14 protein-coding genes are annotated in these 15,287 nt (G+C 50.5%); 7 read left to right on the top strand and 7 right to left on the bottom strand.

Annotation, left to right across the window (positions count from 1 at the left end; translation table 11 throughout):
* Positions 1–55: 55 nt before the first annotated feature.
* On the top strand, positions 56–1,231 hold the full coding sequence (locus PSI9734_RS06040) for an alginate export family protein (protein ID WP_173920220.1): 1,176 nt from the start codon (positions 56–58) through the stop codon (positions 1,229–1,231).
* A gap of 51 nt (positions 1,232–1,282) precedes the next feature.
* Here the strand turns inward: PSI9734_RS06040 and PSI9734_RS06035 are convergent, their stop codons facing one another.
* From PSI9734_RS06035 to PSI9734_RS06025, 3 genes are all read right to left on the bottom strand, one after another.
* Entirely contained in the window at positions 1,283–1,492 is a 210-nt protein-coding gene (locus PSI9734_RS06035; protein ID WP_173920219.1) for a helix-turn-helix transcriptional regulator, read from the bottom strand.
* A gap of 1 nt (position 1,493) precedes the next feature.
* Complete coding sequence (locus PSI9734_RS06030) at positions 1,494–1,913, bottom strand: hypothetical protein (RefSeq protein ID WP_173920218.1); 420 nt, start codon at positions 1,911–1,913, stop codon at positions 1,494–1,496.
* Between the two features lie 77 nt (positions 1,914–1,990).
* Entirely contained in the window at positions 1,991–3,013 is a 1,023-nt protein-coding gene (locus PSI9734_RS06025; protein ID WP_281351446.1) for a branched-chain amino acid aminotransferase, read from the bottom strand.
* A 143-nt stretch (positions 3,014–3,156) separates the two neighbouring features.
* Between PSI9734_RS06025 and PSI9734_RS06020 the strand changes: the two genes are divergently transcribed.
* Together PSI9734_RS06020 and PSI9734_RS06015 are read left to right on the top strand one after the other, a co-directional pair.
* Positions 3,157–4,974: a diguanylate cyclase gene (locus PSI9734_RS06020; RefSeq protein ID WP_173920216.1), complete on the top strand. Its 1,818-nt coding sequence runs from the start codon at positions 3,157–3,159 to the stop codon at positions 4,972–4,974.
* A 111-nt stretch (positions 4,975–5,085) separates the two neighbouring features.
* Complete coding sequence (locus tag PSI9734_RS06015; RefSeq protein WP_246194779.1) at positions 5,086–6,132, top strand: threonine aldolase family protein; 1,047 nt, start codon at positions 5,086–5,088, stop codon at positions 6,130–6,132.
* On the opposite strand, the gene katG is transcribed toward PSI9734_RS06015, so the two are convergent.
* Together katG and PSI9734_RS06005 are read right to left on the bottom strand one after the other, a co-directional pair.
* On the bottom strand, positions 6,133–8,283 hold the full coding sequence (gene katG, locus PSI9734_RS06010) for a catalase/peroxidase HPI (RefSeq protein ID WP_173920215.1): 2,151 nt from the start codon (positions 8,281–8,283) through the stop codon (positions 6,133–6,135). It abuts the gene before it with no gap.
* Between the two features lie 125 nt (positions 8,284–8,408).
* Entirely contained in the window at positions 8,409–9,035 is a 627-nt protein-coding gene (locus PSI9734_RS06005; protein ID WP_246194777.1) for an SOUL family heme-binding protein, read from the bottom strand.
* A 184-nt stretch (positions 9,036–9,219) separates the two neighbouring features.
* On the opposite strand from PSI9734_RS06005, the gene PSI9734_RS06000 reads away from it, so the two are divergent.
* Positions 9,220–10,806 carry an ABC-F family ATPase gene (locus PSI9734_RS06000; RefSeq protein ID WP_173920214.1) on the top strand — a complete coding sequence of 529 codons (1,587 nt, stop codon included), beginning with the start codon at positions 9,220–9,222 and terminating at the stop codon, positions 10,804–10,806.
* Positions 10,807–10,876: 70 nt separating this feature from the next.
* A complete protein-coding gene (locus PSI9734_RS05995) occupies positions 10,877–11,962 on the top strand; it encodes a DUF2891 domain-containing protein (RefSeq protein ID WP_173920213.1) in 1,086 nt (361 codons plus the stop codon).
* A 14-nt stretch (positions 11,963–11,976) separates the two neighbouring features.
* On the opposite strand, the gene PSI9734_RS05990 is transcribed toward PSI9734_RS05995, so the two are convergent.
* Both PSI9734_RS05990 and PSI9734_RS05985 read right to left on the bottom strand, forming a co-directional pair.
* Complete coding sequence (locus tag PSI9734_RS05990; RefSeq protein WP_173920212.1) at positions 11,977–12,708, bottom strand: ABC transporter permease; 732 nt, start codon at positions 12,706–12,708, stop codon at positions 11,977–11,979.
* Positions 12,701–13,426 (bottom strand): ABC transporter ATP-binding protein, encoded by a 726-nt coding sequence (locus PSI9734_RS05985; RefSeq protein WP_173920211.1) that lies wholly within the window; start codon positions 13,424–13,426, stop codon positions 12,701–12,703. Before PSI9734_RS05985 ends, PSI9734_RS05990 begins: the two co-directional genes overlap by 8 nt.
* A 158-nt stretch (positions 13,427–13,584) precedes the next feature.
* Here PSI9734_RS05985 and PSI9734_RS05980 point away from each other — a divergent pair, with 158 nt between their 5' ends.
* Complete coding sequence (locus tag PSI9734_RS05980; protein WP_173920210.1) at positions 13,585–14,688, top strand: sensor histidine kinase; 1,104 nt, start codon at positions 13,585–13,587, stop codon at positions 14,686–14,688.
* Positions 14,685–15,281 carry a response regulator transcription factor gene (locus PSI9734_RS05975; RefSeq protein WP_173920209.1) on the top strand — a complete coding sequence of 199 codons (597 nt, stop codon included), beginning with the start codon at positions 14,685–14,687 and terminating at the stop codon, positions 15,279–15,281. Before PSI9734_RS05980 ends, PSI9734_RS05975 begins: the two co-directional genes overlap by 4 nt.
* Positions 15,282–15,287: the final 6 nt, after the last annotated feature.

Genomic DNA, 15,287 nt, shown 5'->3' with positions numbered 1-15,287 from the left:
TTTTTGTGTAAGTGCGGATAAACTGACGGCATCTATTCGTACATTGAGGTGCACCATGCGCTTACGCTCAAATTACCTTTCTTATCTTATCTCTGTTTCTGTTGTAGGACTTTGCGGTATCTCGTCGGTGGCGGCCAATGAGATAACCACCAACATAGATTTACGCTATCGCCTAGAATCGGTAGCGCAAGACAATGCGCTTGCGGATGCGTTAGCGTCGACCCTGCGTAGTCGTATTCTGGTGGCGGCTAAGCCGGCACAAGGCTGGAGTGTTGTGGCTGAGGTGGATAATGTCAGTGTGATTGGTGGCGATACCTTCAATAGTACGGCGAATGGGCAAGCAAACTATAGTGTGGTGGCCGACCCAAGTGGTACAGACATAAACCAGGCTTTTGTGCGCTACACCAGCGCAAACGGAACCTCTTATACGGCGGGCCGGCAACGGGTTAATCAGCTCAATCAGCGCTTTATTGGCGGTGTCGGCTGGCGTCAAAACGAGCAAACCTTTGACGGCTACCGTGCGCAGTTCACGCCAATGGATACCGTTGCCGTTGATGTCGGCTACTATCACAATGTGAATCGCATTTTTGGCCCTGACGGTGACGCCGCAAATCAAAAAGGTAGCTACCTCACCGCACTCGCAAGTTGGGCGGTGACAGCGGACCACAAAGTTGCGGCCTTTGGCTACGACTTTGAATTCGACAATTGGCAACAGCGTAGCAGCCGCACCTACGGAGTGGACTACCAAGGTGCGAGCGCCGCGCTAAGCTGGCGTCTTGCTGTTGCCACCCAGTCGTCTGCGCACGGTGCGCCTGAGCAAGAAAGTCACCATTACCACCGAGCCGAGCTCAACTGGCAACCGCAAACGATCAAATTTAGCCTTGGCCAAGAGCGCCTGGCAGGTAACGGCGACAGCGCTTTTCAAACGCCGTTGGCAACCTTGCATGCTTTTTCAGGCTTCGCCGATGTGTTTTTGACCACCCCTAATCAGGGCTTGCGTGACCATTGGCTGGGTGCTTCGACAAAGGCCTTGGGCGGAAAATGGTCGCTGGCTTGGCACGATTTTCAGTCGGATGCGGGCAGCGAGGATTACGGCACCGAGTGGGACCTCGCCGGTGTCTACCAACTCACTCCCAAGCTAAAAGGCTTAGTCAAAGCTGCTGTCTACAATGGTGATCAACATGCCGTTGATACTAACAAGGTGTGGTTAATGTTGCAGTACTCGCTCTAACGCGCCAAGTATTAGCAGCAAGTAAGGCAGAGTCGAGCGCACGTCGCTCGCTCAGCCTTGTTCGTACCAGAATACCTCAACCAAGCTTTGTTCAAATACCTGAGCGATGCGAAAAGCCGTTTCTAGTGATGGTGAATAGCGCCGTTGTTCAATCGCCGCTATGGTTTGTCGGGTCACGCCAACTAAGGTGCCCAACTCGGCCTGAGTCATGCCCCCTTGCTGCTCGCGCAATTGGCGAACGCAATTTTGAATTGGCAACATTTTAGTGCCCCCTGCGGTAACCGATAATTTGCACCGCATACTCAAACACCTGCGCCAGCACAAGACTTATCAGGCAACTGAAAAACAGTAGGTCGCCATTAAGGTGAAACATATAGTGTAGTAGTGAGGTGATGATAGCGAATGCCAGCACGAAACCGGCGACCGCTTGCCCGCGTTGTGTAATCAGTCGCTCGCGTTCATCAGCTGGCTCAGAGGCTGTGCGACGATGAGCAATGCCGAGCACTATTTGACCGATAACGCTAAAGGCGATCAACGACACGGTAAGCTGAATGACGATAGGTAAGAACGGCGGAACTTCTTGCGCTGTCAGATAATACGAGAAGCCAGTGTACGCAACATAGCCACCGACTAGTAAAAGAACGACTAACATCAACCATGCTGATTTTTCGCGGAATGCCATAGTGAACCTCATGTGAAATATTTTTAACATGACTAGGCTAGTCGTGAACAAGCAGCATGTCAACTATTTTTAACATTTTAGGAGACTTTGGTAAGCCAACCATAGTCATCACTACGCTGCCCCCACTGGATCTCGTTTAATGCTGTGCGTAGCTTGGTTGTGGTGGCACCTTCAGTTCCCGTTCCGACAACATGCTCCGTGCCGTTGCGGATCAATGTCCCGACCGGTGTTAATACCGCAGCAGTACCAGATAAAGCCGCTTCGCAATGAGGCTTACCTGCTCGCTCAAGCAGTTCGTCGACACTAAGTTCGCGCTCACTAACCTTTAAGCCCATGTCTCGCGCTATCGTTAGAATCGAATCGCGCGTAATGCCATGCAAAAAGGAGCTATCTAGCGCTTTGGTAATAATCTCATCGCCATCAATTAGCATAAAGTTGGCGGCTCCAGTTTCCTGCACGTCGCCTCCTGGGCAGAACAGTACTTGGTCCGCATTCACTGCCGCTCGGGCCTGCATGATCGGCTGTAATGCACTGGCATAATTACCACCGCTTTTCACCATGCCCATGTGCGCCGCGCAACGCGCTCCTTGCTCTTCAATGAGTAAGCGTAGTGGCCGCACACCACCGCTAAAGTAATCGCCAACGGGCGACAGCAGCACATAGAGCATCGAGCTGGCGCTGGCGCCAGCGGCTTTGCCAATCGAAGGTTCAGTGCCAATATGGGTGGGGCGAATATACATTGAGCCAGGTGGTGTTGGCGTTTTATCGGCGTAGGTTGCAACAATGCTAGTGATCATTTCACGTAACATCTCGGCATCTACTTCGGGCAACGAAAGTAGTCGACTGCTTTGAATAAGCCGCGCAATATTTGCCTCCATACGAAAAATGTTGACTGATCCGTCGGCGTGCAAAAATGCCTTCAGGCCCTCAAAGCAGGTGCTAGAGTAGTGTAAAACATGAGCTGCTGGGTGTAACTGAATGTGCTCAACCGCCGCTTTGCGAGGCGCGCTCCACTGCTCACCGTTAAACTCAGTGATTGCCATCTCAGGCATGAAAACCGTACCAAAAGCCGCCATAGAAAGTCCTTTGTTGTGTTGCAAATGCGTTAACTTAGTCCGTCAGTGTACGGAGCAATCTTAGCTGCTGCAAATGGGTGGTTTTGCGGAATGCGACAAAAGGATGTATCTTTAGAGACAATAAGCGACTACTTTTGTGACTACTTTTGTGACTACTTAAGAGGCCGATGACTATAAGAACCAAGTATCCATTTTGGCGCCATATTTCGTTGCGTGCGCAACTTATCGCTGGCTTCCTGGTACCCCTTCTTGTGGTGGCAGGGCTGTCTTGGATCGTATCGGTGAACATGCAAGATGTGCAGCAGTTATCAGCCGAATCCGACCGTGTTGCGCGAGAAATAGCGGTTCGCAAAGCATTACTCAAAGAAGTCGTTGATGCAGAAACTGGTGAGCGTGGTTTTATTATCACCGGCGAAGAAGAGTTCTTAGAACCCTATCAGAGTGCAAAAACTAATTTCTCGCAACTTGCAAATGAGTGGCGTGAACTGTCAGGGGCGTCCTCCGACCCTAAACTCAAAGAAATGGAACAGTTGTTTCAGCTGTGGCTTGCAGAAATTGCCGAGCCGGCGATTAAAGCTCGGGCCCAGTACGGCCCTGAAGCTATCGGTAGCCCAGAGCTTGAAGCAAATCCAAGCACCGCCTTAGTTGCCTCGGGTCGTGGTAAGCAGTTAGTCGATACCATGCGAGCAGTCATTGCCGAAGCCGTCGCTGAGAAAGAACAGCAGCGCGAAACGATCGCGAGCCGAGTCGACGAGCGCATGCGTTTCGTGGCGACCTTGGCGATTGTTTTGCCGGTGGTCGGTGTCGGTATTGGGTTAGTTCTCCTGTTGTTAATGCAAATGGGCGTGGTGTCGAGCATCGGCAACCTTAGTGAGACAGCGAGCAAAATAGAAGCCGGCGATTTGTCTGCCCGAGTCGATGAAACTCGCTCTGACGAAATCGGCGAGTTGGCGAAAGACTTTAATCGCATGGCTGCCATCCTCGAATTGGGCCAGCGAGAGAGTACGATTCTGTCGAGCTTTCAATCAATGTTGGTGTCGTCAAACGATGAAGAGGAAACCTACGCCGCTGCGGCTCGAGCCTTAAGTAAGTTATTCCCCTCAATGTCGGGTGCGCTCTATTTGGTTGCCTCGTCGCGAGACCTCGTTGAAATGGCATGCAGCTGGGGTGACCATCCACAAACGGAAAAGTGGTTCCCGCCCGAAGACTGCCGCGCCTTGCGCTTAGGTAGAAGTTATCGCGTGTCCGACGACAGCGCTGAGTTGTTCTGTCGGCATGTTAAAGAGGATGACAACGCTATCGCGTTCTCACTATGCATTCCATTGGTGACACGAGATGAAGTTGTTGGCACGCTGTTCTTATGTGAGCCAACCAGTGGACCAAGCGCTGTGAGTGCGCAAGAAATTGCCGTCGCCGAAACCGTGGCTGAGCGGTTAGCTCTTGCTTTAAATAACCTTCGACTGACCGAGCGCCTGCGCCGCGAGTCGGTTCGTGATCCGCTGACTGAATTGTTTAACCGGCGCTATTTAGAAGAAACCTTAGAGCGTGAAATACGGCGTGTTTCGCGTGCTAAAAAGCCATTATCTCTGGTGGCGCTGGATGTTGATCACTTTAAACATTTTAACGATACCTTTGGCCATGAAGCAGGTGACCGGGTACTTGAAGCCTTAGCAAAAGAGATGGTAAAAATTGCTCGGCCTGAAGACGTTGCGTGTCGTTATGGCGGCGAAGAATTTATGCTTATATTGCCGGAAGTAAACCTTGAAATGGCAGCCGAGCGAGCAGAAGAATTACGCCTCAATATCGAAAAGTTACAACTCTCCTATGGTGGAACGTCACTAGGCAAAGTGACAGTGTCGCTTGGCGTTGCGACCTTCCCGTTGCACTCAAAGAAAAAAGACGAACTTATGCGGTTCGCCGATAATGCATTGTATGAAGCAAAACGCCAAGGCCGTAATAAAGTGGTGGTGTATGGTGCAAGTTAACTGAGCTAGGCCACAAGCTATCTCAACTTTACTAGTAGGTTATTCATATTGAGGCTGAACGTGCCGTAAACTATAACCTTTAATAACCTAACTATTCGAGAGCATGCGCCTGTGACAGCATCCATTTTACGTCATCCCGCCGAGGCCATGGAGGCGACGCTTCGTAAACTTGCATTAAGAGCCGAGAACTACGGCGCCGCTGATAATTACGGCAGTGGTAAGCTGATTGAAGAGTTCGAGCACAAAATGGCGGTGCTCTTAGGTAAACCTGCAGCGCTATTTCTTCCCAGCGGTACCCTTGCGCAGGGGGTCGCACTTAAAATTCACACCGAGCAACGCAAACAGAAGCGCATTGCCCTGCATCCGACCTCGCATCTGATGTTACATGAACACCAAGGTTACCAAGAACTTTGGGGCTTACAGAGTCACGTGTTGGGCCAACCGGAGGAGGTGCTTCGCTACGCTGACTTTCCTAACGAGCTCGACGTGGGTGCCTTAGTTCTGGAATTGCCGATGCGAGAAATAGGTGGGCAACTGCCAAGCTGGGACGACTTACAAAGTCAAGTGGCGTGGGCGCGCGAACGTAACTGCGCTGTGCATATTGATGGGGCGCGGTTATGGCATTGCCCTGCCTATTATAAGCGAAGCCTGGGTGAAATTAGTGCGTTAGCAGATTCAGTTTATGTCAGCTTGTATAAAGATATTGGCGGAATTGCAGGCGCCATACTGGCGGGTGAGAGTGATTTTATTGCGCAAGCAAAAGTCTGGAGTCGCCGCGCTGGTGGTAACTTAATTTCGTTTTACCCTTATATTCTTGCCGCCCAACAAGGGCTTGATGACAACCTTGCGAGCATCAGCAGTGCCGTTGACTATGCGCGTTATTTAGGACCCATGCTGGCCACCATTCCTGGGGTACGGGTGAATCCGGAAACGCCGCAAAGTGCAATGTTCCACTTACATATTGAACGTGCTGCCGAAGACATCGCTCGGCTGACGGAGCGCTACTTAAGTCAACATGATGTGCAAGTGTTACCGCCGCCGCGCGGTCAAGACCGTCACGGCTACAGTATTTGCGAAATAAGTGTCGGGCGGAGCACTATGGAACATCCACCCGAGTTTTGGTTGGCACACGTACTGGCCTGTTTGGCACACGATTAATTATCGAGTGAAACAATCAGCGTGCATGACCTTGGCCCACGCTTTAACGAAATCACGTACGAATTTTTCTTGTGAGTCGTCTTGTGCGTAGAGTTCCACGTAAGCGCGAAGCACTGAATTCGAGCCAAACACAAGGTCTACTCGGCTTGCAGTGTACTTAGTTGCACCCGTTGCACGTTCACGAATTTCGTAGCTGGCTTTCCCAACGGGGTGCCAGCTTAAGCTCATATCGGTGAGAGTGACGAAAAAGTCATTACTCAGGCGCCCAACTTGTTCAGTAAACACGCCATCAGTACTGCCACCATAGTTACTGCCTAATACTCGCATGCCACCAACGAGGACGGTCATCTCTGGTGCGGTTAAGCCAAGCAATTGGGCACGGTCCAGTAGTAACTCTTCAGGTGCTACTTGATAGTCCTGTTTTAACCAGTTGCGAAACCCATCGTGTATGGGCTCTAAAGGCTCAAACGATTCAACCTCTGTTTGCGCTTGTGAGGCATCGCCACGGCCTGGCGTGAAGGGAACTTCAACCGTAACGCCGGCATTCTTGGCAGCGTTTTCAATCGCGACATTGCCACCAATGACAATCACGTCGGCAAGACTGGCACCGGTTTCTGCTGCGATGGGCTCTAACAGGTTAAGCACTTTAGCAAGGCGTTCTGGCTCATTGCCAGCCCAGTCTTTTTGCGGGGCCAGGCGAATACGTGCGCCATTGGCTCCGCCTCTTAGATCAGAACTGCGAAACGTTCGTGCACTGTCCCAAGCGGTTGCAACCAAGTCACTGAGCGACAGGTCGGTTGCAGCGATAGCAGATTTCACCGCGTTCACGTCATAATCGGTTGCTCCGGCTGGAATAGGGTCCTGCCAAAGGTGCTCTTCGTTGGGCACGTCGGGTCCAAAATAACGCTGGCTAGGGCCTAAGTCACGGTGAGTCAATTTAAACCATGCTCGTGCGAACACGTCGGCAAAGTAGTCAGGGTCGTCGTAAAAGCGCTGACAAACCTTGCGGTACTCTGGGTCCATTTTCATAGCCATATCGGCATCGGTCATAATCGGGTTATGACGAATACTTGGGTCTTCAACATCAACCGGCTTGTCTTCTTCTTTGATGTCGATAGGTTCCCATTGCCATGCACCCGCAGGGCTTTTCTTTAATTCCCAGTCGTAGGTGAATAATAGATAGAAGTAGCCGTCGTCCCACTGCGTAGGGTTTGTGGTCCAGGCACCTTCAATGCCGCTGCTCATGGTATTTCGGCCAATACCGCGCGAGGTTGAGTTGTTCCATCCTAAGCCTTGCTCGTGAACATCTGCCGCTTCAGGATCGGGGCCTAAGTTTTGCTCCGAACCGTTACCGTGGCATTTACCCACCGTGTGACCGCCAGCGGTAAGTGCCGCGGTTTCTTCGTCGTCCATGGCCATGCGTGCAAAGGTTTCGCGAACATCTTGTGCGGTGCGCAGTGGATCAGGTTTGCCGTCGACGCCTTCTGGGTTTACGTAAATTAAGCCCATCTGCACAGCGGCCAATGGATTTTCGAGGCTATCACTGGCGTCTCCATCGTAGCGAGACTTACCAAGCCACTCGGTTTCTGCGCCCCAGTAAATGTCTTTTTCGGGGTGCCAGATATCTTCGCGACCAAACGCAAAACCGTAAGCCGGTAAGCCCATCGATTCATAAGCCATGGTGCCTGCCAAAACGATAAGGTCAGCCCAACTTACTTGATTACCATATTTCTTTTTGATCGGCCAAAGCAGTCGGCGTGCTTTGTCGAGGTTGACGTTATCAGGCCAAGAATTCAAAGGCGCAAAGCGTTGATTACCCGTTGCAGCGCCACCGCGACCATCGGCGACACGGTAAGAGCCTGCGGCATGCCAAGCCATACGTATCATCAAGCCACCATAATGACCCCAGTCTGCAGGCCACCAAGGTTGACTGTCGGTCATCAGGGCTTTGACATCGTTTTTCAGTGCCTCAACATCAAGTGACTTCAATGCTTCTTTATAATCAAAGTCGGGGTCGAGAGGGTTGGTTTTGGTGTCGTGCTGATGCAGGATATCGAGATTCAGTGCATTGGGCCACCAATCCATATTTGAGGTACCTGTGGCGGTATGGCCACCATGCATAACTGGGCATTTACCGGTTGAGTTGCTCATTACTATTCCTTCAATTCTGTGGTTAGACTCTTTTCACTCTAGTCCTATCTCGTCGATAAAGAAAACCAAAATAAACGACGATACTAATAGCTTTTTTCGATTAAAGCCTGGCTTCTACCCAGGTCTCAGGGCTGGTACGCAACCATTACTTCATTACGTCGGAAAAAGGGCAGTGTCCAAGGTGGATCATAGCGGGCTATTTCGGGGGCTGACAAAGGTGTAAGCTCGCGATCTGCTAGCCATTTTAAAAGGGCTTCCGCTTGTTCTGCCACCTTCTGTTCGCCGGTAAAACCGGAAAAACGTGCGACCGCATAGTACTGTTCTGCTCGCTGTTCGATCTCAATCGCCGGGTTGTTTGGCCGCGGTAAAGTCGCCATCGTGTAGTCGCTTGGCATCACAAACTGCATCGTCCAACGGCCATTGCGTTCAGTTAAGGTAACTGGAGAGGCCATTTCGATACGTTCGGATTGCGCGACCATGGTGACAGGCGCGGTCATACTTATGGTGGCGTTGGTGGCACCATTGACGCGATTGTTGCCAAAAATATAATCTGCTAACACTCGAAAGCCACGCCCGCTGGCCTGATCGAGACTGCCAGAGACCGTGACCTTGGCAATAATCATCGGCTCGTACTGGCGTAACTCGAAGTCACCGTCGGCTTTTAAAACTGTGTAGTTGGGGGTTTCGGTTGCCATAGAGGTACCTGCGATGAAAAAAGCAACAATAAGGAAAAAGCGCATCAGTTGAGCCACGGAAAGTCTCTTTTGTTCATGAATGAACTGTTAGTACGTTGCACCCGCCGTTTCGATCATGATGCAGGTACTTAGTCGCAGCGGTTGGATTGCTGCGAAAAGCGCGTATTTCGCAAAACTTCCTTTGTAATTTGCGGCTAAAACACGTAGATTACGCGCCTATTTTTTGTTCGGGTGCTCAAACGTGATTTCTGCTGCAAATATCACCATGCAATTTGGTGCAAAACCTCTTTTTGAAAATATCTCTGTTAAATTTGGCGAAGGTAACCGTTACGGCTTGATTGGCGCAAATGGCTGCGGGAAGTCGACCTTTATGCGCATTCTTAGTGGTGATCTTGAACCTTCAGCTGGCAACGTTTCGGTTGAGCCAAACATGCGAGTGGGTAAGCTACGTCAGGACCAATTTGCCTACGAGCAATACAGTGTGGTCGATACGGTGATCATGGGTCATGAAGAGCTGTGGCAGGTGAAAGAAGAACGTGACCGTATTTATAGTTTGCCGGAAATGAGTGAAGAAGAGGGCATGCGGGTTGCTGACCTTGAAGTGGCCTTTGCAGAAATGGACGGTTATACCGCAGAGTCGCGCGCAGGTGAATTGTTACTTGGCGTAGGAATTCCGCTAGAGGCGCATTTCGGCTTGATGAGTGAAATCGCGCCCGGCTTAAAGCTCCGCGTGCTATTGGCGCAAGTGCTTTTTTCTGAGCCCGATATTATGTTGCTTGATGAGCCGACCAACAACTTGGATATCAATACGATCCGTTGGTTGGAAACCGTATTGAATGAACGCCAGGCGACGATGATTATTATTTCGCACGACCGTCATTTCTTAAATAGTGTTTGTACCCATATGGCCGATATCGACTACGGTGAATTGCGGGTCTATCCGGGCAATTACGACCAGTATATGTTCGCCGCAACCCAAGCGCGTGAACAGTTACTTAGTGACAACGCCAAAAAGAAAGAGAAAATTGCAGAGTTGCAGCAATTTGTCAGTCGTTTCTCTGCCAACGCCTCGAAAGCCAAACAAGCCACCTCGCGCGCCAAGCAAATTGAGAAAATTCAGCTTGCCGAAGTAAAAGCGTCGAGCCGAGTGAGTCCGTTTATTCGTTTTGAGCAGGAAAAAAAGCTGTACCGCTTAGCCCTTGAAATGGAAGGGGTGAACAAATCATTTGATGAGCTGAACGTGCTCAATAACCTGAGCGCCATGATTGAAGTGGGCGAAAAAGTTGCCATTCTCGGCGCCAACGGTATTGGTAAAACCACCTTGCTGAAATGCTTAGTGGGTGAACATGAACTCGACAGTGGCCGTATTAAATGGTCGGAAAATGCCTCAATTGGTTACTACGCACAGGATCATGCCGATTGGTTCAAAACCAAAATGACGGTATTTGACTGGATGAGCCAATGGAAGCAGCCACATCACGACGAGCAAGCCGTGCGAGGCGTGCTGGGGCGTATGCTGTTCTCCCAGGATGACATCAAAAAGCCGGTGACGATTTTGTCTGGTGGCGAAAAAGGCCGAATGATTTTCGCCAAATTAATTATGCAACGGCCGAATGTGTTAATCATGGATGAACCCACGAACCACCTCGATATGGAATCGATAGAGGCGCTCAACTTGGCCCTTGAGCATTATGACGGAACCTTGTTGTTTGTCAGCCACGACCGCGAGTTTGTGTCGTCTTTGGCATCGCGTATTATCGAACTGACCGATCAAGGCATGCGCGACTTCTCGGGCACCTATGAAGACTATTTGCGACAACTGGGCTAGGTATTGAGGCGCGATTTGATTTAAGCTGTAAGCCTTGGCCCAATTCTCTTGAATAGCAAAGGCACCCGATATGAACAAACGCGCTATCATTACGACCCTTGCGGTTGTAACACTAGGCTTGTCGAATCAAGCTCTCGCTTTCGACAAGTCTAGCAGCCATCAGTTAACCCTTACTGAGGCAGAAAAGTTAGTCGAACTACCCTTACACTGTGTTGAAACGCCTTACCCATACAAGACTGGGTTTGTGTTAGGTAGTGCCGACGACTTGAAAGAGCCCAAAGAGCATCACCCGGTGTTTTACGGCTGTTTTGATTGGCATAGCGCAGCGCACGGCTATTGGTCGTTGGTCACGCTGTTACGCCAGTTTCCTGATATGGCACAAGCCGAAACGGCACGAGACATTCTTAAACGTAACCTGACTCTTGAAAATGTCGAACGTGAAGCCGCGTTTTTCAGTAAAGACATCAACAAATCTTTTGAGCGCACCTACGGTTGGGCATGGTTGTTAAAGCTCGCTGACGAACTGAACGCGTGGCAAGACCCACTGGGTCAACAGCTCGCACACAACCTGCAGCCATTAACCGACGTGATTGTTAAACGCTATCAAGAGTTCTTGCCGCAATTGATTTACCCAGTGCGCGTGGGTGAGCATTCCAATACCGCATTTGGTTTGAGCTTCGCTTACGACTATGCGGTAAACAATGAGCTCAGCGACTTAGCAGCGTTGATTCGTGAACGCTCGAAAGACTATTTTTTGCACGATCAAAACTGCCCAATCAGCTGGGAACCAAGTGGTTATGATTTTATTTCCCCGTGCTTAGAAGAAATAGGCTTGATGCAACGGGTGCTAGCCAAAGACGAGTTTTTACCGTGGTTATCCAAATTCATGCCGCAACTGGCCGACCAAAACTATCGCCTTGACGTCGGTAAAGTCAGTGACCGTACCGACGGCAAGTTGGTGCATCTTGATGGCTTGAACTTTAGTCGCGCGTGGAACCTCTATGCACTGGCCAATGCCTATCCGCGCTATGCGCATTTAAGCGAAGTAGCAGACCAACATATCGCCTATTCGTACCCAAACCTTATCGGTGACTCCTATGAAGGAGGGCATTGGTTAGGTAGTTTTGCCATTCAAGCGCTAAACCAAGTGCACTAAGTGATGGCCCACGCTCATTCGTGTTGATAGCGCCAACGAATGAGTACAACCATCACCGCACTGAAAATCACGAGCGCGAAGATATGAAGCCAAGGGCTGTGACCTTGGCTCGAACCAATCACCGCATGTGCGAGTTGCGAATAATGGTAGGCGGGCAAGCCATAGGCAATATACTGAATACTTGTGGGTAGAAACTGCAGCGGTACCCACAACCCTGATAAAAACGCCATGGGAAGGTAGATCAAGTTAACCATTGCAGGTGCGGCCTTGTCGGACAGGCAGAGGCCTAGCAGTAAACCGATTAAGGCAAAAGGAAGTGTACCTATTAACAGCACCAGCAAAAGGGCCACCCATTGCCATAAAACGAGTGTGACATCTGCGAAAAACGCACCGGTACCGAACAGAATAAAAGCGATGCAGAGCGCAAAAACCAGGCTGCTATAATATTTAGCGAAAATATAGGCACTAAGTGGCATGGGCGCAATGCGCTTGAGCGTCAGCCAGCCATGAGCGCGGTCACTGGCGACTGCTGATGCGTAGTTGAACATCGAGGGCCCCATCATACCGAAACATGCATAAGAAACGAGCATATAGCTGCTGGCGCCAGAACTGAAGTCTAAAACTATACCGAAAAGAATATAAAAAACCACAGGAAAGAGGATCGCAGGTAAGATAAATGACGGTGTGCGCCATAAGCTCAAAAGATCATATCGAGCTTCTTTTATATACATAGTGATATTATGCATGTTGTTTCTCCTGCATCAGTTTCAGATAAGCATTTTCCAAAGAGGTTTCATCACCAACGACTTCTGCAACGCTGCCGCTGGCGATGAGTTGTCCTTCACGTAAAATGGCAACGCGATCAGCAAGCCGCTCAGCTTCTTCGATGTAATGAGTGGTTAAGACAATGGCGCAGCCTTTGGCGCGATAATTCTGAATGTGCTGCCAGAGACGGTGACGCACCTCAACATCCATACCAACGGTGGGTTCATCTAAAAAGAGTAGGTCTGGATGGCCAGCAACAGACAAGGCCAAGAGTACCTGCTGACGTTGACCGCCGGAGAGTCGGCCAAAGCGCTGTGGTGCTATTTCTTGTAATTCAAACTGCGTGATGAGCTCGGTCACACTGGCGCCGTTGGTGTAATAACTACAAAAAAGGTCGAGTTGCTCAGCTACCGTGAGGTTGGCCGAGAGTGCACCAACCTGCATCATCACTCCTAGCCGCTGCCGGGTCGATAAGGGCCGCTGCTGATTCGTGTAGTTTTGCCCGAAGAGCTCCATCCGCGACGCTTGATAGCTGTGCATGCCAAGTACACTATGAATGAATGAGGTTTTACCGGCTCCATTTTTACCTAGCACAGCAAGTACTTCGCCACTGTGAGCGGTTAGGCTGATACCCCTTAGTGCGGCTTTGGAGCCATAACTCTTGGTAAGGTTCTGAACCCTAAGATAGGCGGCTGCCATGGCGTGTTATCCTTTAGTGATGATTGATGTGGCAAGTCTAAGTAGCCGTTGCCACTAGCGGCAGTGGTTTTTGTCAGCAAAAGATAATGACAAATGTCACTAGAGCAATGGCGCGCCACTCGTCATAATGGCAACAGTGGCCCAAATCGAGTACCGACATGACCTCTTCTGAAACAACTTCGCAAACTCAGTTTTCTGGCAGCCAGCCGAAGCATGCTTGGATCTATCTTTTTAATCTTGGCTTCTATGTGCTGCCGATGGTGTTGTTTCCCTATTCTTGGCTAGAACTCGCGGGGCTTTCTCTGGCGCTACTGGTGTTTGTTGGGCTGTATTTCTATTGTTATCAGCAACCGCTCGACCGGATGCTGTGGCCGATTTTGGCCATGTACGGTATTGCCATTGTGGTCACGCCATGGAATTCCGGCTCTATTGCACTCTTTAGTTACGTCGGTTTCTTTGTCGGTCTTGCCTATCGTTGGCCTTATGCATTGGCTGGGGTTGTCGGGCTGGTGGCGACGTTGGCGATCTTTCACTGGGGGCCTGGAACCCAATGGGACCTGTTTTTCTATTACGGTGCCGTCATTGTGTCGACCGTTGCGATCTTTGGCCGCGTCGAGCGCTTGCGGCAGCGTCATGATGCGGCCCAGCGTCGAAGTGCAGAAGAGATCTCGCGATTAGCGACCGCTGTCGAGCGCGAACGCATCGCCCGTGATCTCCATGACATTCTTGGCCATACGTTATCGAGCATTGTATTGAAGTCAGACTTGGCCCAGGCACAATTGAACAAGCAGCAGTACGATGCGGCCACAAAACAACTCGGCGAGTTAAGTGCGATTGCCCGAGATAGCCTATCGCAAGTACGACAAAGTGTTTCGGGCTACCGACATAACGGGCTACAGCTTGAACTTGAGCGCTTAAAGCAACGCTTATCAGATGCGGGATTTCGAACCGAGGTGTCGGGCCTCCCTCCGAGGTTAAGCGCGAGTCAAGAAACCGCGGTCGTGCTAGCGCTTACCGAGCTGGTCACCAACGTTATTCGCCATAGCAGCGGTCAAGTGTGCAGTATTCACTTCGATGAAACTGCCAACACTTACCGTATTCAAGTGAGTGATGATGGCACGCCGAAGGAGATTCATCACGGCAATGGTTTAAGTGGTGTGAGCCAACGCATGCAAGAATTAGGCGGTGAGGCCTCGCTTTCGATGGCCGGTGGCTGTGAAGTGAAGTTGAGCATACCGAAATTACAAGGTGCGTTACTATGAAAACTTTACTGGCCGAAGACCAAACCATGGTGCGCACGGCGCTGGCAAGCTTATTGCGCTTAGAGGCTGACGTTGATGTGGATGAAGCAGTGGATGGAGCCGATGCGCAACAGCAGATACAGAGCAGTGCTTATGATGTGTTACTGACCGATATCGAAATGCCGAAGCTTTCCGGTCTTGAGTTGGCAAAATGGGTGCAAAACACCCAGCCACAGTTGAAAATGGTGGTGATGACGACCTTTAATCGCGCGGGGTATATTAAACGTGCGCTAGATGCAGGTGTGAGTGGTTTTTTATTGAAAGATGCCCCTATAGATGCGCTTGTGAACTCGTTACAGCGTGTATTAGCCGGTGAGCGGGTGATTAGTAACGAACTTTTGCTACAGGCACTCGATCAAACCGATCCGTTGACTGATAAAGAGCGCAAAGCGTTGCAATTAGCCCAGCAGGGCTTGAGCACCCAGGCCATCGCTCAAGCACTTTTTATTGCTGAGGGCACCGCTCGCAATTACTTGTCTGAAGCGATGAGCAAACTGCATGCCAGCAACCGTGTTGAAGCCGCGCGTATTGCTCATCAAAATGGCTGGCTGTAGGACAGA

The sequence above is a fragment of the Pseudidiomarina piscicola genome, from assembly GCF_902806985.1.
Taxonomy (GTDB): Bacteria; Pseudomonadota; Gammaproteobacteria; order Enterobacterales; family Alteromonadaceae; genus Pseudidiomarina; species Pseudidiomarina piscicola.
Note: the sequence above shows the minus strand (reverse complement) of the source record. Positions and strands in the feature narration are given on the sequence as shown.